A 21091-nucleotide genomic window follows, 5' to 3' on the forward strand; every position below is an offset into this window, starting at 1 on the left:
GCAACCGATGCTCAAACACTTCTCGATAATCGCCCCGATCGCGCTTCTGGCCACAGCCTGCGCGGACAAGGATGCTCCCGTCGCAAGCCCGGCATCGGCCGCGCAAGTCACAGCGCCGGGCGCGGTCAGCGCAGCGGACCCGCGCGCCGCAGCAGCGGGCGAAGCGATCCTCGCGAAGGGCGGCTCTGCGGCCGATGCAGCCATCGCTGTCATGCTGGCCCTGACTGTGGTCGAACCGCAAAGTTCCGGAATTGGCGGCGGCGGCTTTATGATCCATGTGGGTTCGGACGGCATCGAAAGTTTCGACGGTCGCGAGACAGCTCCGGCCACGGCCACAGGGACTCGCTTTCTTGACGCAGATGGCGAACGCCTACCGCGTGAGACCCGAGTCACTTCGGGTCTGAGCGTCGGGGTTCCGGGCAACATCGCCCTCGCAGCGCTCGCCCATAAGGAACACGGCAGTCTTGCATGGGCCGAGCTGTTCGAGCCAGCAATCGCTCTTGCCCGCGAAGGCTTCATTATGAACCGCCGACTTCACCAGTCGCTCAGCGGTCAGCAATCGCGCGCAGGCAAAACCAAAGCTGCGAGGGCCATATTCTTCGGCGAAGATGGCGAGCCGCTTTCCGTTGGGGCGACGGTGAAGGTGCCTGAACTTGCGGATACACTAGAACGGATCGCAGCTGGCGGTCCCGAAGTCTTCTACCGCGAAAGCGCTGCCGAATTTGCGCGATACGTCGCCGCCGAAACGCCGCAGGACGGCAAGATGAGCGCCAGCGATGTGCGGGGTTATACAGCCAAGATGCGCGATCCAGTATGCGCCCCTTATCGAACTTATAAGGTGTGCGGCATGGGCCCGCCCTCTTCAGGCGGGGTCGCGGTTGCACAGATGCTGGGCCAGCTTGAGGGATTTGATCTCTCGGCACTGGGCCCGCAAAGCGCCGAATTCTGGCACTTGTTCCTGGAATCGCAGCGGATAGCTTACGCAGACCGCGAGCTCTATCTGGGTGACGCAGATTTTGTTGAAGTGCCAGTCGAAGGCCTCGTCAATCCCGATTACATGGCCAGCCGCGGTGCCTTGATTGACCGCAGCACCGCGATAGCAGAGGTACAACCAGGAACGCCCCCCGGTGCACCGATGGCCCGCGCTGACGGTGACGAACCGCCAGAAAACGGCACCACCCACTTCTCCGTGGTCGATGGTGAAGGCAATGCGGTCAGCTACACCTCAACCATCGAAGGAGCGTTCGGCTCTGGCCTCCATTGGGGCGGATTCTATCTCAACAACGAGCTCACCGACTTCAGCTCTTCGCCTGATGTCAACGGTGTCCCGGTGGCAAACCGGGTCGAAGGCAGCAAGCGTCCGCGTTCTTCGATGGCGCCTACAATCGTCTTCGATTCAGATGGAGAGATCGTGCTCGTGATCGGAGCTGCTGGCGGGCCGACTATCCCAGTACAGGTCGCGCGCTCAATCATTGGCGTCATTGACTTTGGCATGAGCGCTGAAGAAGCGCTTGCCCTTCCCTTGCTGATGTCATTTGGATCGGTCGCGATCACCGAAGAAGGCAGCGTCGCGGCAGCTGTGGCGGATCAGCTTACAGCCATGGGCCACGGCGAAATTCGGGTGATCTCACCGCGAGGCAAGACCAACGCGTTGCTTCGGACCGAAAATGGGTGGGAATCGGCTGGCGACCCAAGGATTGCAGACCTTTTGCGCTACGATCCCTTGTCAGCGTCAGAAGGCAACCGGGGTGCTGAACAGCCCTGAGCCGAAAGGCGCCAGCTGACGGCAACGCTTGTCGCTACGCGCTTGGGGGTTTATCTTAAGAACAATACTAAAAATGCAACGCCTCCAGCGCGGCTATGGCCTGGCGCAGCGGGGCGGGAAGAGGAGCTTCATTCCGTGCACGCACCCAACACCGCCCCGGCGGCGGATCCGAACGACGATCCGATCCTGCAGGATGTCGATAGAGCCAACAATCTGGTCGAGCTTTTTCTGAAACGCGCTGACGAAAAGGGTGACGCTCCTTTTCTAGGTCGAAAGCAGGACGGCGGATGGAAAACGCAGAGCTGGCGCGAAGTTGCTGACCAGATTTGCCTGCTCGCCGAAAGCCTGCGGCATCTTGGCCTGAGCGATGGCGACCGCGTTGCGCTCGTCTCCGAAAACCGTCCTGAATGGTGCATCGCGGACATCGCGATCATGGCGGCGGGCTGCATTTCGGTGCCGACCTACACCACCAACACCGAACGCGATCACGCGCACATCCTCGACAATTCGGGAGCACGCGCCGTCGTCGTCTCGACCGAAAAGCTGCTGGGTCCGGTGGTTGGCGCGATTGGCCGCACAGGCATTGTCGACCACGTGATCGGCATCGACGACCTTCACCGTCAGCAGGCTGGTAGCTTCGAGTATCACTCCTGGGACGATCTTATCGCAGGCGATGCAACCGCAGCGCGCGAGGCGGTCGAAGAGCGGATCGCTGGTATCACACGGGATGATCTCGCCTGCCTGATCTACACCAGTGGCACCGGCGGAGCGCCGCGCGGTGTCCGCCAGCACCACGGGTCGATCCTGTGCAATGTTGCGGGCGCTGCGGAAATCCTGATCAACGACTTCGGCATCAAGGACGAACGCTTCCTCTCCTTCCTCCCGCTCAGCCACGCTTACGAGCACACTGGCGGCCAATATCTGCCGATCGGTGTTGGGGCCGAAATCTTCTATTCCGAAGGCCTTGAGAAGCTCGCTTCCAATATCGAGGAAACGCGCCCGACTATCATGGTCGTCGTCCCGCGCCTGTTCGAAGTGCTGCGCACGCGCATCATGAAGCAGGTCGAAAAGCAGGGCACGGTCGCCAACTTCATGATGGATAGCGCGCTGAAAATCAGCGAGAATTCGCGCGACGGCAAGATCCGCAAGCGCGACATGCCACTCAACATGCTGGTCGAAAAGACCCTTCGCCCCAAGATCCGCGCTAAGTTCGGCGGCAGGATCAAGGCGATGGTTTCGGGCGGCGCGCCTCTAAACCCCGAAGTTGGCAATTTCTTCGAGGCAATGGGCCTCACGATGCTCCAGGGCTATGGCCAGACCGAGGCGGGTCCGGTGATGAGCTGCAACAGGCCAAAGGTCGGCCTCAAGATGGACACGGTCGGCCCGCCGATGCGCGGCGTCGACATCCGCATTGCCGATGATGGGGAAATCCTGTGCCGCGGCGAGCTTGTGATGCACGGCTATTGGCAGAACGAGGCCGAGACCGCGCGTACGATCGTCGATGGCTGGCTTCACACAGGCGACATCGGACACCTCGACGATAAGGGCCGGATCGTCATCACCGACCGCAAGAAGGACATGATCGTCAACGACAAGGGCGACAATGTCGCTCCACAAAAGATCGAGGGCATGCTCACACTTCAGCCCGAAATTGCGCAGGCGATGGTGAGCGGCGACAAGCGCCCCTATGTGGTCGGCCTGCTCGTGCCGGATGCGGAATGGGCGCTCGAATGGGCGCGCGCGAACGATGAAAAGTTCGACCTTAAGGCGCTGCAGGAGCTGCCCGCGTTCAAAAATGCAGTGCGCGCAGCAGTTGATCGCACAAACAAGGACCTCTCGGTGATCGAAAAGGTGCGCCAGTTCGCCTTTGCGGATGAAGCGTTTTCAATCGAGAACGAAGAAATGACGCCGAGCATGAAAATCCGGCGCCACAAGATCCGCGACCGCTACGAGGACAAGATCAACGGGCTTTATCGCAGTTGATCGAGAGGCGGCTCATGCTGCCTCAACGTCCTCCACATATTCGGGATAGAAACTCGGGCAACGGTCGGACCAGCCCGGCGCTGTCGCGGCTGCTTCGCTAAGCGATTGCAGCAGCACTTTGCGTTGGTGTGGGCGGATGGTCGGCAGCGCTGCCGCTGCACAGAAGGCTGCAGGCAGGTACGGCCGCGCTTCGGCTCCAAGAAGGCGTTCATACAGAAAGCGGAAAGCTGAGAAGCTGTTCAGGCGTTCTTGCGAAAGATCGAAAGACGTCATCCTTACCAGCTTGCCGATAAAGCGCTCGATCTCACCCATGGCGCCCTCTTGCGGGACCAGGTCGCGCAGCACTTTAAGGTCCTGATAGGCCACATACTGGCGACGGATGGCGGTGTTCTCAGCTTCTGTGCGGCCCCACAGCTTGAATGCATCGCACCGGCCGAGGCCAATATCGAGACTGCGCTTGATGTAGCGTTGCTCACATGCAGCGAAGGCCGCGAATTCGCGCATTTCGCCGATGGCCATGGTCGAAGTGGTGGCAAGGGTCACTGGCTCGTCTCCTCAAGTGCTGGAGACGTTTGTCCGACAGTTTGGTTAACACCGGGTAACCATGGCGCAGAAACTAGCGACTAGATCAGATCAGTCCTGCAAGCGGGCTCGAAGGATCGGCATATTTGCGCCGTCCCATGCGCCCAGCAAGATAGGCTTCGCGGCCGGCTTCCACCGCGAGCTTCATCGCGCGCGCCATGCGGATCGGATCTTTTGCCTCCGCAATGGCGGTGTTCATCAGGATGCCATCGCAGCCAAGCTCCATGCCGACAGCCGCGTCCGAGGCTGTTCCCACTCCCGCATCGACGAGCACGGGTACGTTCGCACCCTCTACAATGAGGCGGATGGTGACCTGATTTTGGATCCCGAGGCCTGATCCGATTGGCGCACCAAGAGGCATGATAGCGACCGCGCCCGCATCTTCGAGTTGCTTGGCGGCAATCGGATCATCCACGCAGTAGACCATGGGCAGAAACCCTTCCTTCGCCAGCGTCTCCGTCGCAGTCAGCGTCTCTCGCATATCCGGGTAAAGCGTGCGAGCCTCACCCAGCACTTCGAGCTTCACCAGATCCCAGCCGCCCGCTTCGCGTGCAAGTCGCAGGGTGCGAATGGCCTCTTCGGCGTTAAAGCACCCAGCGGTGTTGGGCAGGTAAGTGATCTTCTTTGGATCGATATAGTCTGTCAGCATCGGCGCCTTGGGATCGCTGACATTGACCCGGCGCACCGCGACGGTGACGATCTCTGCACCACTCGCCTCGAGCGCGGCGGCGTTTTGTTCGAAATCCTTGTACTTCCCTGTGCCCACGATCAGGCGAGAGCTGAATGTGCGGCCGGCAACGCTCCACGTATCCTTGGCGGGCGCGGAATGGTCGCCGCCACCGACGAAGTGTACGATTTCCAAGGTGTCCCCTGAACCAAGCGAAGCCTCGTTCAAGGTCGACCGCGGGACGATTTCGCCATTGCGTTCGACCGCCACTTTTTCAGGCACAAGGTCGAGTTCGCGGACCAGATCTGCGATGGTAGCGGCATTGGTGCGGCGCACTTCGCCATTCAGGGTTACGGATTTCGTTTCGGTCATGGCGATCATGGAATAGCCGCCAAACCCGCAGGTGCAAGCCTAGCGTAGCGAGGACCGAATGTTGAGCAGATGGCCGGCGGCAACGAGGGTGACGCCGATCATCGTCAGGACGATTTCTTCCTCACCATGAGGCATGGCCAATGCGCCGCCCATGAAGGTAAGCCCCATCATGGCAATCACGAAGGGTGCTGCGCGGCGATGCCTGAGTGCGCCCCAGCCGATTGCGACGGCGGCGATGACGAGGGCGATAGCGAGACCAACGCGGTGAATCTCGGGCGCAAGCAGGAAGTGTCCGCCGATGCCCAAGAACGAAACGACCACAATCGTTGCAAGGCAATGCAACGCACACAGACCCGCAAGGCCAATGCCAAGCTGGTCGAGCCGCCGGTTCGTTTCGGCCGTAGAATCAGAGAAGGGTCCCGGTGCCATCGCGATTGCCATGTATGTAATGTTGTCACATTGCGCAAGGGCTTGCGCCCCGCGCAGCATCCTTTTTCACGAACGCACTTGTCACGATGCGCGTTCCCTCACATTTACGCAGGCGTCATGGCCAGCCTTGCAGACAGCCCCTCTATCAAGACCAGCGAAATCGGATCACGCGCCCGCCCCTTGGCGATTGCGCGCTGGCTGGAGGTTGTCGCGTTCGTCGTCGTTATGATCGTGCTGGTTGGCGGGATCACCCGGCTTACCGAAAGCGGGCTGTCAATCACAGAATGGGAAGTTGCGACCGGCATCCTGCCTCCGCTAAGCGATGCGGCGTGGCAGGCTGAATTCGCGAAGTATCAGGCGACGCCGGAATATCGGCTTGAAGCAAGCTTGACCGGAATGACGCTGGCGGATTTCAAATTCATCTATTTCTGGGAGTGGTTTCACCGCCTGCTCGCCCGCATGGTCGGCTTGCTTTATGCCGCGCCGCTGGTCTTGTTCTGGGTGAAGGGAGCAATCCCGAAAGGGTTTAAACCGCGCCTCGTCGGGCTGCTTGCTCTTGGCGGACTGCAAGGCCTGTTTGGTTGGCTGATGGTGCAGTCGGGCCTTGTCGGGGACATGACCGATGTCAGTCATTTTCGCCTCTCATTACACCTTCTGACCGCGCTGTTGCTGTTGGGCCTGTTGGTCTGGACCGCGCGCGACATGCGCCGGCTCGCTCGTGAGCCCGGTTCAGGGGCGGCGCCGCTGACCTTGCCCGCAGCGCTCGTGGCCGGCGTTCTTTTTGTCCAGCTGCTCCTCGGCGCTTGGGTTGCCGGTCTCAACGCAGGCCACGCTGCTTACGATTGGCCGCTGATGAATGGTCGACTGGTGCCGGAACTTGATTTTACCTCGGGCTTCTTGTGGACGCTGACTCACGACCCCTTCCTGCTTCACTTCCTGCACCGTTGGTGGGCATGGATTGCTGTCGCTGCATTAGTTTATCTCGCGAGACGGGTCCGCAAGAGTGATCGCCGCGCATCGATCGCGGTTCACAGCGCCTTCGGCGTCATGATCATCCTCGGGATTGCAACGGTCATGACCGAAGTCTCGCTCTGGGTCGCGGCAGCACACCAGTTGACAGGCGCGCTCCTCGTCGCGTCAACGGCCTGGGCGATGCATAGCGATGGCGTTCGCATTCAAGAGCAGCGCGTCAGCGCAAAGTCGGCATGAACGACATTCAGGCCGCCTTGGCCTGGTGCCCGTTTCCCGACGTCGAAAGCGCAAAAGATGTCGCAGCGACACTTCTCGAAGAAAAGCTGATCGCCTGCGCCAACATCATTCCGGGCACCATCTCCGTGTTCGAATGGGAAGGCCAGTCCTCAACGCAGTCGGAAGTGGCAGTTCTGTTCAAGACGACGGAAGAATGCCTCAATCGCCTTGTGGCTCGACTGGGCGAATGTCACCCATATGACACACCGGCGATTGTCGGGTGGCTTTGCAACGCTGCACATCCTGATACAAAGCAATGGCTTGGAGTGACTCTGGGCAGCACAACTTCGGGATAAAGGATGCGCCGTGCAATTGTGGGGCGCCGCGTAACGGGTCCAAGAGCAAAGTGGTCGAGACAACAAAGATTGAAGAGGTATCACGTCGAGGGGCGCTAACCTCAATGGGGGCCGTGAGCGCGTTTCTAGCGATGCCTCCTGCCTTCGCGAGGACATCGAGCAGGCTCGCAATTCCTGAATCCAGCATGGTTTTACGGCGCCGGGTCGAGCGATCACTGCGCGATGGCAATGTGGTTCGCGTGGATCGCACGTGGGCAGTCACATTCAAGCGTCAGGGCCAGGTCATTGCAATAGACGGGGCACAGATTGGCGCTCGCGTTGATGCGCCCCCATCGCTCGCCCAACTCGCAAAGGTCGAACAAGCACGCTCTACAGATGATATGTGGCCGATGATCGTGTCGCAGGACGGCATACTGGTTGCGTCAGGCGGGCGGATTAGTGAGGAAGATCTCGCCTCGGCCATCGCCATCGCCAAGGATATGATGGCGAAGCGAAGGGGCCCCGGGCAACCGAGTCAGGCCGAGATGCAATATCTTGCAGATTTGCAGAGAGCGGGGTCAACGCTCCTCGATCGTTTGCCGGAAGACCTGTTCTACCCGCGATTGGGCCCAGTCCGTGCTAGTCGACAGATGACATTGCCTGACGGAATGATTGGAGAGTTTGAGGTTCGCTACGAAGGGGTTGCTGATCCTCAGGGAGGGTGGCTATCGCAAGCCGAGCGCAGCGTTACTTCTCGTATTGGTGACAGCGAGCAAACAGCGCGCGAGATGTGGCGGATGCAAGCCGAGTAAGCTGCCCACGATCTCTTTGAATAGCTCATCAAAGGCCTAGAGGTATTATTTTACCTCCCCGGAAACCCCCGGTTTTGGTTGACTTCCGCCCGGTTTGACGACAAATGCGCGCCTCCTAGCTGTGAGGGCAGATGTCCAAACCAGCGATTCGCTCGACCGAGGCCGAACCAGTCGGCCGGCCGTCGGCGAGGAACAGATTACTGCAATCCCTTTGATTGAAGGACAAACGAGCCATGAAGGCGCTTAGCAAACAGACCCAGTCGGTGAAGCCGGCAGAGGTCGAGAAGAAATGGCACCTGATCGATGCCGACGGCCTTGTGGTCGGTCGCCTTGCCTCGATCATCGCCAACCACCTGCGCGGCAAGCACAAGCCGAGCTACACCCCGCACGTCGACTGCGGCGATCACGTGATCGTCATCAATGTCGACAAGGTGAAGTTCACCGGCAAGAAAGCCACCGACAAGGTTTACTACAAGCACACCGGCCACCCGGGCGGCATCAAGGAAACGACCCCGGCCAAGGTGCTCGAAGGTCGCTTCCCCGAGCGCGTGCTCGAAAAGGCTGTTGAGCGCATGATTCCGCGTGGCCCACTCGGCCGTGCGCAGATGAAGGCGCTGCACCTCTACACCGGCACCGAGCATCCGCATGACGGGCAGAGCCCGGCCGTGCTCGACGTCGCCTCGATGAACCGCAAGAACAAGGTCACCGCATAATGGCTGACGAGAACAACACCGTTTCCGATCTGTCGGATCTCAAGGACATCGCCGGCGACGCACCTGCTGCGGACGCTGCCGAAATAGCTCAGAACCCGGCTGCGCCGCTTCGCGAGCAAGAACTCGACGCACAGGGCCGCGCCTACGCGACCGGTCGTCGTAAGGACGCCACGGCCCGCGTGTGGCTCAAGCCCGGCACCGGCAAGATCACCGTCAATGGCAAGGATCAGGAAGTTTACTTCGCACGTCCGACCCTGCGTCTGATCATCAACCAGCCGTTCGGCATCACCGAACGCACCGGTCAGTACGACGTCGTCGCCACCGTCAAGGGCGGCGGTCTGTCGGGCCAGGCTGGCGCCGTAAAGCACGGTATCAGCCAGGCTCTCACCAAGTACGAGCCGGAACTTCGCAGCACCGTCAAGGCAGCTGGCTTCCTGACCCGCGACAGCCGCGTGGTCGAGCGTAAGAAGTACGGCCGCGCCAAGGCACGCCGCAGCTTCCAGTTCTCGAAGCGCTAATCGCTCGCGAACAGATCAGCTTACGAAAAAGGGCGGCTTCTCTTCGAGAGGCCGCCCTTTTTCTTTGCCGTCCGGGTATCGTCAGCGCTGGATTATAAGCAGGGCCCAGAACAAGCCTGTGCCTCCAAGGAACATTGGCCAAGACCAGTATACCTTAAAATCAGCAATATCGAGCGCGTGGATGGCGAGCGCGCCCCCACTTGATCCCTGCGTGCCTACAACCACCGCGATGCAACAGGTGATCAGCGCGCCAAATCCCATAGCTTTCAGCAGGTCCATTCCACGACCTCCCCGTCTTCGCCCTTGCCTTGCACCAAACCTGCAGCCTGAGTTGAGGACCGGCTGCAAGCTTTGATGCTCATACGACTATCACCAACAAAGTCTTAAAGCGCAGCCGCTAAAAAGGGTTAAATCATGGGCCTGCTATCTTACGATCAGGTCGCGGCAAGTTCACGCAACTCCACGTGCATCTCTTCGCCGCGGCGACAATTAAGGACGCGGTAGGATGGCGGCGCTCCGTGGCGTAAGCGGGTTGAAAGAGTTCCTGCTCCGATCATGCGCATGGAAGCGCCCGCCATTTCGCGGGTTTCATCGAACGGGCGATGGACATGACCTGTCATGATCGCATCGGCCCCCGCAGACGCCAGTGCCGCAAAGGCTCTATTGCCTCCGATCGTCGGATTGCCCGCATCCTCCTTCGGGCCAAGCAGAGGGTGATGGGCGGTCACGATCACATGGCGCGGATCGCCGCTTAGCTTCCTAAGCTCTGCAAGCGTCCTTTCGAGCGACCGCTTCGTCACAATCCCATCAGACCATGGAAAGCGCGGCTGGGCACGCACAGTGGACTTCAGGGAGACAAGTACGACGTCGTCGTTTTCGAAGCGGCTGCCCACGGCAGAATCAAGCCGTCGGAAGCGGCGGTAAGGATCCGAAAACCGCTCGAGCAAATTGTAGTAAGGCATGTCGTGGTTCCCGGGCTCGAGAACCACCGGCACTCCCAGACCCGCAAACCATTCAGCGGCAGCTGCATATTCCAAGTGTTTCGCTCGCTGAGTGACATCTCCGGTGCAGACCAGTGCATCGGGCTGTTCATCACGTATTGCTTTTGCGACGTGCTCCAGAGCTTCGCGGTTTTCGACCCCGAAGTGAACATCGCTGACATGGAACAGGCGTGTGGTCATAGTGAGATAGGCTCAAGCGCGATTGCAGGAGGCTTGCAACCGCTATTTCAAATGCGCCCGCTGAGGATCAGCCAAGCAGACACGGCATTAAGCGCGCTGTATGCGCCATACGCCCAAGCAAGACCCTGCCACCCATTTGCGACAAGCAGCATTGCGGCGAGAAGAACAAGGAACTCAGCCAGCAATGTCAGGCGTCCGCCAAGCGCTTGAACAAAAGACGGCATCTGTCCCAGCAATCGGTGACCGCTTGAAAGAACAGCGCTGTGAAGAGCGAAGTTCACGATACCGAGCATGAAAATGGCGATCAAAGCGGCAATCACACATGACAGTATGGCGTAAACGTCCGTCGGATTGAAGGTGCCGTTGATCGGCAATACTCTGACATTCGTAATTCTGGCTGCTGCCAATCGACATGGATCGACGGGTTGGTCGAGTCTGAAATGACTGGCCGGGCCACCCTCGGTATTTCTTCAATCACGGCAAACGGATGGCATCCCCGGTTCGAACTCCCCGATCGAACTCCATCCCTTTGTCAGGAGGAGAAATGAAATGAAGACCCTTGCAATCGCGACAGCCGCCCTGGGCCTCGCTTTCACCGCATCACCGGCTCTGGCTGGGAGCAACGAATACCAATCCATGGATGTCAGCTATGCTGGCCTCGACCTTTCGACCATTGAAGGCCAGCGGCTGCTCGAACAGCGCGTTGAAATCGCTGCTCGCAAAGTGTGCGGCTACGATGACCGCCAGGTGGGCACGCTGATCCGCTCAAAGGAAGTGCGCGACTGCGTCGCCAACGCTCGCGCCAGCGCCCGCCAGGACGTCGCCACCATCCTTCAAGAACGTCAACGCGGCGGCTGAACCGCGTTCACGACCTGCACTTCCTCGCAAGTGCAGACATTGCGGCTCGAACCCTACTCAGTCCCGGGGTTCGGGCCGCTTCTTTTTGTGGTGGGTTTTGACCGAGCAATGACTGGCTCGAGCCAAGAGGCCTAGCGCCCGGCCATAGCCTTGACCTTGGAAAGGTATGTGCGCCCGATCCGCAGCGCCTCTCCATTTTGAAGCTCGGCTGACCAAACACCCAGCCCGTCGTGGCGCAGGCCGCGAATATTATCACGGCGCAGGATGGTGGAGCGGTGGATACGGATGAACTGCTCCGGATCGAGCCTCGCTTCCAGTCCGGCAATCGTCTGCAAGAGCAAGTAGGAGCGGCTCGGTTCGCCATTTTCTGACGGTTCACCCACATGCAGACGGACATAATCACGCTCGGCATCGATCTGGTGAACTTCGCTGACCGCGATGCGAAGCAATTCGCTGCGATGCGGGACCCAAAGTTCGTCCAGCCACTTGCTTTGCGGTTCCTTGCGTTCGCCGCGGCGCGCAACCGCGCGCTCTATCGCGCGTTCGAGTCGGTCGGCAGAAACGGGTTTGAGAACGTAGTCGATCGCCTCAAGATCAAACGCTTCAACCGCGAAATGGTCGTGGGCTGTGACGAAGATCACGGCAGGCGGTTCTCCGTCGCTTTCCGCAAATTTGCGGGCAACGCCAAGACCGTCGAGTTCAGGCATGGTCATGTCGAGCAGGACCAAATCCGGCTCAAGCTTCTCGGCAAGCCGCAGGGCGGCAGCACCATCGCTTGCCGTGCCGACGACATTGATGGCGGGAAGCTCCGCGCAAATCACCTGAATGCGCTCAACCGCGAGTGGCTCATCATCAACGATCATCGTCCGAAGAGCCTGGGTTTTGGTGTCTGTTTCGCTCATGTCAGCCCCTCCCTATATGGATCAGCTGGCGCGTCGGCGGGTGCTTGCCGGACGCGACAGGGGAATTCGCATTTCTGTCTTATAGCCGCCGGGGATCGGTGCTGAGGTGAAAGCAATGTCCGAACCGAAGCGCGCTTCGAGGCGTTCGCCCACATTGGCAAGCCCGATCCCAAAACCGTGCGGTGAGCCTTCCGGCACGCCTGGCCCATCATCTGTGACGGTTACGACTAGCCGGTCGAATTCCTCGCGCGCTGAAACCGTGATCGTGACCGGACGAGTTACAGCCGAAACCGCGTACTTGACCGAGTTCTCCACCAAGGGCTGCAGGATCATGCCCGGAACCCGGGCTTCTTCCAGATCTTCCGGAAGATCGAATTTGGGGATGAGGCGCTCTGGGAAGCGCACAGCCTCGATGTCGAGGTAGAGCTTCTGCAGATCGAATTCGTCCCTGAGCGCGACATCGCTCGTCGGTTCGTCGGCCAGAGAATGGCGATAAAAGCGGCTGATCGTCTGGATCATCCGTTCCGCGCGTTCGGCCTTACCCGTCATGACCAGCGCGGAGAGCGAGTTCAGCGTGTTGAAGAGGAAATGGGGATTGACCTGATAGCGGAGCGAACGAAGTTCTGCCGCCTTAGCAGCTGATCGGAATTCCTGTTCGCGCCGCTCTGCCGCGCGAGCCTGATAGCCTGCTAGCAGGGCAAAGTAGGTCGATGCCCAGGCCAGCAGCAGGAAATATCGCCCGATCGCAATTTGGAAGACGGCTTGCCAGGTTTCATCGCGCGCCTCGGCAGGTGCGATTATGAGCGATTCTGAAACTTTGTAACCGCCCGATCCATCCGGCGCGGGTGCCTTGATCGCGACGCCTGCAGGCAAATCATAGAGCAGGTTTCCTTCATCATCGAAACGGAAGCCCCGCTCCTCAGCATAACGTTGCTCGAGTTCCTTCTGGATGTCTGCGAAGACATACTGGTTGATGTGCCCGGTTGCTGTCGCAACAGGGATCGCAAACAAGCTGGCTGCCCCGATCTTGACCCACAGAGCCTGTCGATCAACCAGCCTGAGCATGCCCCACAGCACTATGGTGAGGCCGATGCCGGCGATTGTCACCGCCGCACGGCGCATCAGCATCTCGGACTGGAAGTCCATGTCCAGAATATAACTGCGCGCGCTGATGAGGACGAAATAGGTCCCCCACAGCAGCGCCATCGACAGCAAAACCGTGCGGAACGGTACGCTTACTGGCGCCTTCTTTGCAGGCGCTTTGGGTGGTGAGCTCATTTCCATAGTCTTGGCTGCCAGATAGCGCCTATTGCTCCGCAGCGCCAACCGGTCGTCGGCCTGGATGATCGCTTGGTCGATGGAAATCGACGCCGAACGACCAATCTCAGGCCCGCAAAGCCCGGTAATCCAAGACTCAGGCGCGCGGCTTGATCATGTCTGCCGGGACCACCCATTGAGCAAATTGTTCTTCGGTGAGCAGGTCAAGCTCGAGCGCGGCTTCTTTCAACGTCGTCCCGTCTGCATGGGCCTTCTTCGCAATTTTCGCCGCATTGTCGTAGCCAATATGCGGATTGAGCGCGGTGACGAGCATCAGGCTTTCGTTCATCAGCTGGTCGATCCGGCCACGGTTCGCCTCGATTCCGACGACACAATTGTTCGTGAAGCTGATCGACGCATCGTTGAGCAAGCGGATCGATTGCAGCACATTGTAGATCATCACTGGCTTGAACACATTGAGCTCGAGATGGCCGTGTGAGCCGGCCACACTGACTGTAGTGTTGTTGCCCATGACCTGCGCGCACACCATTGTCAGCGCTTCACACTGGGTCGGATTGACCTTGCCCGGCATGATCGACGAGCCTGGCTCGTTCGCCGGGAGCGCAATTTCACCAAGTCCCGAACGCGGGCCAGAGCCGAGCAGTCGGATATCGTTAGCGATTTTCATCAGGCTCACCGCGATGGTGTTGAGCGCTCCTGAGAGCTCGACAAGAGCGTCATGCGCGGCGAGCGCTTCGAACTTGTTTGGAGCGGTGACAAAGGCATGCCCGGTTGTATTGGCGACATGTTCGGCGAATTTTTCAGCAAATCCGGCCTTCGAATTGATGCCTGTGCCGACTGCCGTGCCGCCTTGAGCGAGTTCAAGAACCCGCGGGAGCGCGCTCTTGAGACGCGCGATGCCGTATTCGACCTGCTTCGCGTAGCCCGAAAACTCCTGACCCAGCGTCAGTGGCGTAGCATCCTGCAAGTGCGTGCGGCCAATCTTGACGATGTCGCCAAAGGCATCGGCCTTGTCATCCAATGCGCCGTGGAGGTGCGATAGGGCCGGGATGAGTGTGTCGATTGTCTCGCTCGCCGCAGCAATATGCATCGCAGTCGGGAAAGTGTCGTTCGAGCTCTGACCCATATTGCAGTGGTCATTGGGGTGCACCGGCTCCTTACCCCCGTGCTGGCCGGTGAGAATCTGGTTGGCGCGGCTCGCAATCACTTCGTTGGCATTCATGTTCGACTGTGTGCCCGAACCGGTCTGCCAGACGCTGAGCGGGAACTGGTCGGCGAGCGTTCCATCGATCACTTCGCTCGCTGCCTGCACGATGGCTTCGCCCAGTTTCGAATCCAGGACGCCAAGATCCATGTTGGCCTTCGCCGCAGATTGCTTCTGGATACCCAGCGCCTTGATCAGCGGTGCGGGCATCGTCTCAGTGCCGATCGCGAAGTTTGCAAGGCTGCGCTGGCTTTGGGCACCCCAGTGGGCGTCCACCGGGCAAGCCACATCGCCTAGCGAGTCGGCTTCGATGCGAACCTCGCCCGTTGCACCAAAAATGGATCCGTCGTTGTGGACGACTTTCGCCCCACCCTCGTTGGTCATGTCACTCATCGAAGCCCTCCTTGTTTCGGTCGATCCGGCAAGCCCTGTCTCTTGGCCGGTTTGATTGCGGCGTTCATATGCCGCCCCAGTGCATGAGGTCAAAGAGAAGCTGACCAATTGGAGCGCCTTAATTCGTTGTCACAATTTTGGCGCAAGTATCTTGGAAGTCCGAGCGCCGATGGCTAGGAAGGGTTGACGAACTGTATTGCGGTACTAATACAGCTCAACGGAGTAGTTATGAGCAACCAGACCATCTCGCACGATACCTTTGCTGCTCGCAAAGCGATGATCGACAGCCAGCTTCGCACCAGCGGCGTGAATGAGGAATTCGTCCTTGCCCGCATGCAGAGCGTTGCTCGCGAGGAATATCTTCCGCAGGACAAGGCCGCGATTGCCTATATCGACCGCTCTATCGCGCTCGATGACGGCCACCTCGCATCGCCGCTCTTCTACGGCAAGCTGCTGCTTGAGGCAGCACCCAAGCCTTCCGACCGCGTTCTGGTCGTTGAAGGTGGCACAGAATATCTCACCGATCTTATCCGTCCATTGGTGACCGATCTCGAAACCGTTTCCGCAAAGGACGCCGCTGAAGGCAAGCTTCCCGAAGGCACGTTCACGCTGATCCTTGTCGACGGTGCCATTGAGGCGTTGCCGGACGCAATCGCTGATGCGGTCGAAGAAAACGGCCTGATCGTCTCCGGCCTTGTGCTGCGCAAGGTGACCCGCCTCGCGTCGGGCCGCAAGGTTGCAGGCCAGGTGTCGCTTTCCGTGGTGGAAGACCTCGGCATTCCTGTTCTTTCCGCATTCAACAGACCCAAGAGTTGGACCTTTTCGTGACGCACACTTCCCGCCTGTTGACCACTGCTGCCGGGATCGGCGCTCTGACACTGGCGGGAACGGCAGTCCCGGCGCAGGCCGAGACGCTGCGCGATGCGCTCGTCGCGGTCTATAATACGAACCCGACGTTGGAAGCCGCGCGGGCCAACCAGCGCGCGACCGATGAAGGCGTGCCGATTGCTCGCGGGCCTGGTCTGCCCAGCGTCAGTGTTACCGCTACCCATATCGAGTTCCTGCGCCAGTCGGGCAACTCGTTCACGGCGCCGGAGCGCAACCTTGGGATCAACAGCCAGTTGCAGGTCCCGATCTACTCGGGCGGCTCGATTCGCAACGGGATCAACGCTGCGAAGGAGCGGGTAGCTGCGGGTCAGGCAGATCTGCGCGGGACCGAAAGCTCGGTTTTCAGCCAGACTGTCGCTGCATACATGGACGTCCTTCGCACCGAGGCGCTGGCACAGCTTGCTGCGAACCAGGTCGAGGTCCTTGAAGTCACCTTTCAGTCGACGAGTGACCGGTTCGAGATCGGCGACCTCACCCGAACGGATGTAGCGCAGGCGCAGTCCCGACTCGCTGTTGCACAAGGCGACCTGCGGACCGCTTACGCAAACCTCGTGACGGCGCGCGAAACCTACATCCAGCTTGTCGGACGCGCTCCGATGGGACTTGAAGCCCCTCCCCCGCTGCCGGGACTTCCCGACAATGTGGGAGATGCAGTGGTCACTGCAATTGAGAACAATCCTGACCTTATCGCAGCGAAGGAAAACGCCGAGGCGGCAGGGTACGACACCGAGGTTGCCGGTGCCGGTCGCCTTCCGACGGTCGGGTTCTTCGCAAATTACGACTACAGCGATTTCTTCGGCACCTTGGGCGGTCCTGTTTCGGCAAACTTTCTTCAGCGGGAAACGACAGCCAATGCGGGCGTGCGCGTGACCATCCCGATCTTCCAGGGCGGCCTTCCGGCGGCGCGTCAACGCCAGGCAGGTGCGCGCGAAAGCGCAGCGCTTGAGCAATTGATCGCAACCGAGCGCAGCATCATCCAGCAGACCCGTGCCGCCTATGCGAGTTGGGAGGCGTCGAACGCAGTCATCGAAAGCTCGCGCGCGGCGGTAGAAGCAGCCGAGGTAAGCCTTGAAGGCGTGCGCGCTGAAAACTCGATCGGCAATCGGACGATCATCGATGTTCTCAACGCCGAGCAGGAATTGCTCTCGGCACGCGCCCAGCTCGTGACTGCTCGGCGCAACGCATACGTTGCCGGATTCACGCTTCTTGCTGCCATGGGCAAAGCCGAGGCGCGCGATCTCAACCTCGACACTGGCGGCCCGCTCTATGATCCCGAAGTGAACTACGAACGCGTTCGCGGGCGTTTCTGGGATTGGGATCGTGATCCCGAACCCGCCCCGAATTCGACGAGAACCGTTGACATAGAGGCAGCGGACGCATTCATTGGCCCCGTTCTCAATCCGGACGAATGACACTAAAGTAGTGATTCGAATGGTTAACGCGCGTTTGCGAAGGATTTGTCGTGGCGAATGATGGTGGCGCTTCGGATACCGGGGCATCGGTTGAAGAAATTCTCGAATCGATCAAGAAAGTGATGGATCGCGACAGCCGCGAAGCCGCAATCAAGACGCGGGCACGCGCTACGCCAAAGGCCGAAGAAGCGCGCGAAGAATCCGAGCCGGAGGAAGAAGTTCTCGACCTCGCGGAAATGGAACTCGACGAGGTTGTCGAGGTCGAAGGCGAGGGTGAAAGCGAACCGCTCATTACCGAGGCCGTTCGCGGCGCGATGCAGGAAAACCTTGCAGCGCTGGCCATGCTGTCAGAGCCACCCGCCAAGCCTCAGATCGTTCGATCCGGCGAAACCTCGCTGGAGGGTCTGACGCGCGAGTTGCTTCGACCGATGCTGGCCGAATGGCTCGATCAAAACCTGCCAGGAATGGTCGAGAAGATGGTTCAGGCCGAAATCGCGCGGATCGCTGGCAAGCGTAGCTGATTCCCCACACGGGACTTTCGCTGGAATATCTCAGCGAGGCACGTTAACTCCCCTTTATGGGATGGAAGCTTCTGACAGGAGCCGCTTTCGCGGCTCTGGCATCGTTTGGCTCAGCCCCTCTGCTTGCAGAGGATCATGGCGAGTCGGTTTCTCACAAAGCTATCGAAGGCGTCAGCAAGACGCCGATGTCCGCTCGCGATCTAGTGACGATGCCGCGCTTAGGTGGTCCCACTGCGACGAGCGACGGTCGATACGCTGTCTATTCGATTACGATCACCGATCCTGATACTCTCAAGCGATCGCAGCGCCATTTCATTATTGATCTAACTCAGCCGGGAAGCGAGCCGATCTCTTTCGAGCTCGGGATCTCGGGTTATGGTCTAGCATTTGGTCCTGACGATTTTCTCTATTTTCTGAGCGCAGATAGCACGGACGAAGAGGCTGAGGATCGCGTTCGCGTGTGGAGAGTTGCGCTTGAGGCAAACGGCAACGTCACAGGCCCCATGCTTGTCGCTGATATCGAGGGTACGGACATTGGCGGCTTCAAGCTTGCCCCGACCGGAGATGCGATTGCGCTCTGGGCCGAGATAGATCGCGATTGCGAGCAACTTGAATGCGAAAGTAATGAAGGAGCGACAGGCAGCGGTTGGCTCTACGATGGAAATGATGGTTTCTATCGCCACTGGGATACCTGGACGCGGCCGGGCCACTTCAACCGTGTCTTCGTATTCAGCTTGGAGAACGGCAAAGTTGCCGGCGACGGCACGCCATTGGACGGCGGCAGCGCCGACAATGCACTGGTTGGCAATACTCCAACGAAGCCATTTGGCGGTGGCGGAGATATTGCCTGGGCGCCGGATGGCTCGGGCGTCTATTTCGTCGCTCGCCGAGCGGGCGCAGAGGAGCCGACCTCCACCGATCTCGACATTTACTGGTCTGACCTGTCGGGAAGCGCACCGGTCGAGCTGACATCAGCCAATCCCGCGCATGATTCCTCACCTGCACCGTCGCCCGATGGGTCAGCGCTCGCCTATCTCGCCATGGCCCGACCCGGCTACGAATCAGACCGCATGGTGGTGCACCTTCGCGATCTTCAATCAGGGGAGACCCGCGCTCTTACACAGAACACTGACCTGTCATTCGGCAGCCTCAGCTGGAGCGCAGACGGGTCATACCTGCTGGCTACCGCTGCAGACGTCCTGGATACGCCGGCATTTCGTATAAATCCCATGAGCGGCGAGGTTACCGAGCTCAACCTTATCGCCGGAAACGAAGCTCATATCGGCAGTTTGCGACCATTGCCGGGCGATAGGATGCTCTTCACGCGCGATTCGATCGGTGTGCCCAATGAGCTTTACCTTGCAGTAGGGAGCAGCGAAGCGCGCCCACTGACCGATGCGGTCACGACGCGGATGGGAGAGTTCGCCTCGACCGTGACCACCCGCTTCAGTTTCGCAGGCGCCAACGGAGATACAGTCTGGGGCCAGATCACAAGGCTGGAGCAGCAGGAAGGTTCGATCCCTGCGATCCTTTACATTCATGGCGGCCCGCAAGGCTCTTTCAGCGATGGCTGGTCATCACGCTGGAATCCCCGTGTGGTCGCGAGCCAGGGCTACGCTGTGATCTCGGTCGATTTCCATGGGTCGGCCGGATACGGGCAGGAATTCATGGACTCGATCAACCGCGATTGGGGCGGCAAGCCGCTGGAAGACCTCCAGAAAGGCCTCGCTGCCGCTCTGGAACTCGACCCCCAGATTGACGGTTCGCGCGCCTGCGCGATGGGAGCAAGTTATGGCGGATACATGGTCAACTGGATCGCCGGGCGCTGGCCTGAACGCTTCGATTGCCTTGTCCAGCACGATGGCCTGTTCGACTTGCGCAGCTTCTACTATTCGACCGAGGAATTATGGTTCCCGCGCTGGGATTTCGGCGGCTCCTACAGCGAAGCGCGCGAGACCTATGAGCGCTGGAATCCCGTCAATCACGTAGACAACTGGCAGACGCCCATGCTTGTCATAACGGGCGAGCTGGATTTCCGCGTTCCATACACTCAGGGAATTCAAAGCTTCACCGCCTTGCAAGAGCGCGGAATTCCTTCGCAATTACTCGTGTTCCCCGACGAGAACCACTGGGTCCTAGGCGCGAGAAACTCGTTACAGTGGCATGAGACAGTGTTTGCCTGGCTCGATCGCTGGCTGAACAAAGAAGATGATACCGAATGAGTGAGATTGACCGGCTTGCAGCCGAAACGGCGCTGGCCAAAAAATACGGTTCGAACGACGAGAACCACATTGAGCGACAGATTTTCCTATGCGCGCTTTCGGAAAAGCAGAAATGCTGCTCACGAGAAGAGGGTGAAGTCGCTTGGCAGCACCTCAAAGACACGCTCAAGAACCGTGGTCTGGTGGGGCCTAAGAGGACACAGGGGCACCCAAAGGGGCCCGGTGGCATTCAAAGGACGAAGGCTGATTGCCTTCAGATTTGCTCGCACGGACCGATCGCGGTCGTATGGCCTGATGGCGTCTGGTATCATTCTTGCCGTCCAGAAGTGCTTGACCGGATTGTCGATGAGCATCTCATTGGCGGGCAACCTGTCGAAGAATTCCGACTGAAGGCTCCGGGGGCGTCCTAGTCGTTGTCCTTCGGGGACCAGAACTCATCTTTGCCCGGCAACCGATTGTCGACCGATTCGTCGTGGCCGGTTCCGTTTGACAGGAACACGAGACCCATCAAGCCTCCGCCGAGCAGCATCGTGAAGCTTATCCCCAATGCGACCGCGATGTAGAAGTGAACCGACACCATGCCGTTGAATGCGTAGAGAATCCCAATCGCGAGCAAAACCGTCGCAATCGTCACGCCGAGTAGCACTTTCATGATGCTGCGATAGCGCGCCCATGCATGGGCGGCGTTCTCGGGGTCGTCGAGGGGGGATTTCTTGACCATCGGTGTCACATGCGGCTCGCGTCGTTATATTGCAATGCGAAAGCTACGGACCGAGCGGCAAAGTGGAGGCAATGCGGGCTAAATCCACGCCGGACTCGCCTTTTGGCTGCATTGGTGGCATTTTCGTTGGGGTAGAGAGGAGTACCC

At 59.5% G+C, this 21091-nt stretch carries 22 protein-coding genes; 13 read left to right on the forward strand and 9 right to left on the reverse strand.

Features of this window, described 5'->3' with window-relative positions; genetic code table 11:
• The first annotated feature begins 7 nt into the window (after positions 1-7).
• Together ggt and AC0V6T_RS14210 are read left to right on the forward strand one after the other, a co-directional pair.
• Positions 8-1765, forward strand: a complete 1758-nt coding sequence (gene ggt, locus AC0V6T_RS14205) for a gamma-glutamyltransferase (RefSeq protein ID WP_486127916.1) — start codon at positions 8-10, stop codon at positions 1763-1765.
• Between the two features lie 135 nt (positions 1766-1900).
• Positions 1901-3748: an AMP-dependent synthetase/ligase gene (locus AC0V6T_RS14210; RefSeq protein ID WP_486127918.1), complete on the forward strand. Its 1848-nt coding sequence runs from the start codon at positions 1901-1903 to the stop codon at positions 3746-3748.
• Between the two features lie 12 nt (positions 3749-3760).
• Here AC0V6T_RS14210 and AC0V6T_RS14215 read toward each other — a convergent pair whose 3' ends face one another.
• The 3 genes from AC0V6T_RS14215 to AC0V6T_RS14225 form a co-directional block, all read right to left on the reverse strand.
• Positions 3761-4267 (reverse strand): hypothetical protein, encoded by a 507-nt coding sequence (locus AC0V6T_RS14215; RefSeq protein ID WP_486128615.1) that lies wholly within the window; start codon positions 4265-4267, stop codon positions 3761-3763.
• Positions 4268-4376: 109 nt separating this feature from the next.
• Positions 4377-5369, reverse strand: a complete 993-nt coding sequence (gene thiS, locus AC0V6T_RS14220) for a sulfur carrier protein ThiS (RefSeq protein ID WP_486128617.1) — start codon at positions 5367-5369, stop codon at positions 4377-4379.
• Positions 5370-5408: 39 nt separating this feature from the next.
• Positions 5409-5798 carry a MerC domain-containing protein gene (locus tag AC0V6T_RS14225; RefSeq protein ID WP_040465039.1) on the reverse strand — a complete coding sequence of 130 codons (390 nt, stop codon included), beginning with the start codon at positions 5796-5798 and terminating at the stop codon, positions 5409-5411.
• A gap of 117 nt (positions 5799-5915) precedes the next feature.
• On the opposite strand from AC0V6T_RS14225, the gene AC0V6T_RS14230 reads away from it, so the two are divergent.
• From AC0V6T_RS14230 to rpsI, 5 genes are all read left to right on the forward strand, one after another.
• Entirely contained in the window at positions 5916-7007 is a 1092-nt protein-coding gene (locus AC0V6T_RS14230; RefSeq protein ID WP_486127920.1) for a COX15/CtaA family protein, read from the forward strand.
• Positions 7004-7342, forward strand: a complete 339-nt coding sequence (cutA, locus tag AC0V6T_RS14235; RefSeq protein WP_486127922.1) for a divalent-cation tolerance protein CutA — start codon at positions 7004-7006, stop codon at positions 7340-7342. Before AC0V6T_RS14230 ends, cutA begins: the two co-directional genes overlap by 4 nt.
• 185 nt (positions 7343-7527) lie before the next feature.
• A complete protein-coding gene (locus AC0V6T_RS14240; RefSeq protein WP_486127924.1) occupies positions 7528-8133 on the forward strand; it encodes a hypothetical protein in 606 nt (201 codons plus the stop codon).
• A gap of 233 nt (positions 8134-8366) precedes the next feature.
• The gene (rplM, locus tag AC0V6T_RS14245) at positions 8367-8846 is read left to right on the forward strand and encodes a 50S ribosomal protein L13 (RefSeq protein ID WP_486127926.1); all 480 of its coding nucleotides are present in this window, start codon (positions 8367-8369) and stop codon (positions 8844-8846) included.
• Entirely contained in the window at positions 8846-9364 is a 519-nt protein-coding gene (gene rpsI, locus AC0V6T_RS14250; RefSeq protein WP_486127928.1) for a 30S ribosomal protein S9, read from the forward strand. Before rplM ends, rpsI begins: the two co-directional genes overlap by 1 nt.
• A 434-nt stretch (positions 9365-9798) precedes the next feature.
• Here the strand turns inward: rpsI and AC0V6T_RS14255 are convergent, their stop codons facing one another.
• Both AC0V6T_RS14255 and AC0V6T_RS14260 read right to left on the reverse strand, forming a co-directional pair.
• On the reverse strand, positions 9799-10545 hold the full coding sequence (locus AC0V6T_RS14255; protein WP_486127930.1) for a metallophosphoesterase family protein: 747 nt from the start codon (positions 10543-10545) through the stop codon (positions 9799-9801).
• A gap of 47 nt (positions 10546-10592) precedes the next feature.
• Entirely contained in the window at positions 10593-10919 is a 327-nt protein-coding gene (locus tag AC0V6T_RS14260; RefSeq protein ID WP_486127932.1) for a hypothetical protein, read from the reverse strand.
• A 175-nt stretch (positions 10920-11094) separates the two neighbouring features.
• Here AC0V6T_RS14260 and AC0V6T_RS14265 point away from each other — a divergent pair, with 175 nt between their 5' ends.
• Entirely contained in the window at positions 11095-11403 is a 309-nt protein-coding gene (locus AC0V6T_RS14265; RefSeq protein ID WP_486127934.1) for a UrcA family protein, read from the forward strand.
• Between the two features lie 131 nt (positions 11404-11534).
• Here AC0V6T_RS14265 and AC0V6T_RS14270 read toward each other — a convergent pair whose 3' ends face one another.
• The 3 genes from AC0V6T_RS14270 to fumC form a co-directional block, all read right to left on the reverse strand.
• Positions 11535-12305 (reverse strand): LytR/AlgR family response regulator transcription factor, encoded by a 771-nt coding sequence (locus tag AC0V6T_RS14270; protein ID WP_007165750.1) that lies wholly within the window; start codon positions 12303-12305, stop codon positions 11535-11537.
• 21 nt (positions 12306-12326) lie between these two features.
• Complete coding sequence (locus AC0V6T_RS14275) at positions 12327-13583, reverse strand: sensor histidine kinase (protein ID WP_486127936.1); 1257 nt, start codon at positions 13581-13583, stop codon at positions 12327-12329.
• 136 nt (positions 13584-13719) lie between these two features.
• Positions 13720-15171, reverse strand: coding sequence for a class II fumarate hydratase (gene fumC, locus AC0V6T_RS14280; protein WP_486128619.1), 1452 nt, complete (start codon positions 15169-15171; stop codon positions 13720-13722).
• A gap of 237 nt (positions 15172-15408) precedes the next feature.
• On the opposite strand from fumC, the gene AC0V6T_RS14285 reads away from it, so the two are divergent.
• The 5 genes from AC0V6T_RS14285 to AC0V6T_RS14305 are packed head-to-tail and all read left to right on the forward strand — an operon-like array spanning position 15409 to position 20633.
• Positions 15409-16008: a protein-L-isoaspartate O-methyltransferase family protein gene (locus tag AC0V6T_RS14285; protein ID WP_486127938.1), complete on the forward strand. Its 600-nt coding sequence runs from the start codon at positions 15409-15411 to the stop codon at positions 16006-16008.
• Positions 16005-17480, forward strand: a complete 1476-nt coding sequence (locus AC0V6T_RS14290) for a TolC family outer membrane protein (protein WP_486127940.1) — start codon at positions 16005-16007, stop codon at positions 17478-17480. The genes AC0V6T_RS14285 and AC0V6T_RS14290 overlap by 4 nt, the downstream gene beginning before the upstream one ends.
• Before the next feature lie 50 nt (positions 17481-17530).
• Complete coding sequence (locus AC0V6T_RS14295) at positions 17531-18001, forward strand: DUF2497 domain-containing protein (RefSeq protein ID WP_486127942.1); 471 nt, start codon at positions 17531-17533, stop codon at positions 17999-18001.
• A 56-nt stretch (positions 18002-18057) separates the two neighbouring features.
• A complete protein-coding gene (locus tag AC0V6T_RS14300) occupies positions 18058-20223 on the forward strand; it encodes a dipeptidyl-peptidase 5 (protein ID WP_486127944.1) in 2166 nt (721 codons plus the stop codon).
• Positions 20220-20633: a (2Fe-2S) ferredoxin domain-containing protein gene (locus AC0V6T_RS14305; protein WP_486127946.1), complete on the forward strand. Its 414-nt coding sequence runs from the start codon at positions 20220-20222 to the stop codon at positions 20631-20633. Before AC0V6T_RS14300 ends, AC0V6T_RS14305 begins: the two co-directional genes overlap by 4 nt.
• On the opposite strand, the gene AC0V6T_RS14310 is transcribed toward AC0V6T_RS14305, so the two are convergent.
• On the reverse strand, positions 20630-20944 hold the full coding sequence (locus AC0V6T_RS14310; RefSeq protein ID WP_007165742.1) for a hypothetical protein: 315 nt from the start codon (positions 20942-20944) through the stop codon (positions 20630-20632). The genes AC0V6T_RS14305 and AC0V6T_RS14310 overlap by 4 nt on opposite strands.
• Positions 20945-21091 lie beyond the last annotated feature (147 nt).

It is taken from the genome of Erythrobacter sp. S158, assembly GCF_057364915.1.

What these genes read in the sequence shown, in the direction of transcription:
- ggt (WP_486127916.1), top strand. Translation starts at nt 8, where the DNA reads ATGCTCAAACACTTCTCGATAATCGCCCCGATCGCGCTTCTGGCCACA.
- AC0V6T_RS14215 (WP_486128615.1), bottom strand. Translation starts at nt 4,267, where the DNA reads ATGGCCATCGGCGAAATGCGCGAATTCGCGGCCTTCGCTGCATGTGAG.
- thiS (WP_486128617.1), bottom strand. Translation starts at nt 5,369, where the DNA reads ATGACCGAAACGAAATCCGTAACCCTGAATGGCGAAGTGCGCCGCACC.
- AC0V6T_RS14225 (WP_040465039.1), bottom strand. Translation starts at nt 5,798, where the DNA reads ATGGCACCGGGACCCTTCTCTGATTCTACGGCCGAAACGAACCGGCGG.
- AC0V6T_RS14230 (WP_486127920.1), top strand. Translation starts at nt 5,916, where the DNA reads ATGGCCAGCCTTGCAGACAGCCCCTCTATCAAGACCAGCGAAATCGGA.
- cutA (WP_486127922.1), top strand. Translation starts at nt 7,004, where the DNA reads ATGAACGACATTCAGGCCGCCTTGGCCTGGTGCCCGTTTCCCGACGTC.
- AC0V6T_RS14240 (WP_486127924.1), top strand. Translation starts at nt 7,528, where the DNA reads ATGGTTTTACGGCGCCGGGTCGAGCGATCACTGCGCGATGGCAATGTG.
- rplM (WP_486127926.1), top strand. Translation starts at nt 8,367, where the DNA reads ATGAAGGCGCTTAGCAAACAGACCCAGTCGGTGAAGCCGGCAGAGGTC.
- rpsI (WP_486127928.1), top strand. Translation starts at nt 8,846, where the DNA reads ATGGCTGACGAGAACAACACCGTTTCCGATCTGTCGGATCTCAAGGAC.
- AC0V6T_RS14255 (WP_486127930.1), bottom strand. Translation starts at nt 10,545, where the DNA reads ATGACCACACGCCTGTTCCATGTCAGCGATGTTCACTTCGGGGTCGAA.
- AC0V6T_RS14265 (WP_486127934.1), top strand. Translation starts at nt 11,095, where the DNA reads ATGAAGACCCTTGCAATCGCGACAGCCGCCCTGGGCCTCGCTTTCACC.
- AC0V6T_RS14270 (WP_007165750.1), bottom strand. Translation starts at nt 12,305, where the DNA reads ATGAGCGAAACAGACACCAAAACCCAGGCTCTTCGGACGATGATCGTT.
- AC0V6T_RS14275 (WP_486127936.1), bottom strand. Translation starts at nt 13,583, where the DNA reads ATGAGCTCACCACCCAAAGCGCCTGCAAAGAAGGCGCCAGTAAGCGTA.
- fumC (WP_486128619.1), bottom strand. Translation starts at nt 15,171, where the DNA reads ATGACCAACGAGGGTGGGGCGAAAGTCGTCCACAACGACGGATCCATT.
- AC0V6T_RS14285 (WP_486127938.1), top strand. Translation starts at nt 15,409, where the DNA reads ATGAGCAACCAGACCATCTCGCACGATACCTTTGCTGCTCGCAAAGCG.
- AC0V6T_RS14300 (WP_486127944.1), top strand. Translation starts at nt 18,058, where the DNA reads ATGGGATGGAAGCTTCTGACAGGAGCCGCTTTCGCGGCTCTGGCATCG.
- AC0V6T_RS14305 (WP_486127946.1), top strand. Translation starts at nt 20,220, where the DNA reads ATGAGTGAGATTGACCGGCTTGCAGCCGAAACGGCGCTGGCCAAAAAA.
- AC0V6T_RS14310 (WP_007165742.1), bottom strand. Translation starts at nt 20,944, where the DNA reads ATGGTCAAGAAATCCCCCCTCGACGACCCCGAGAACGCCGCCCATGCA.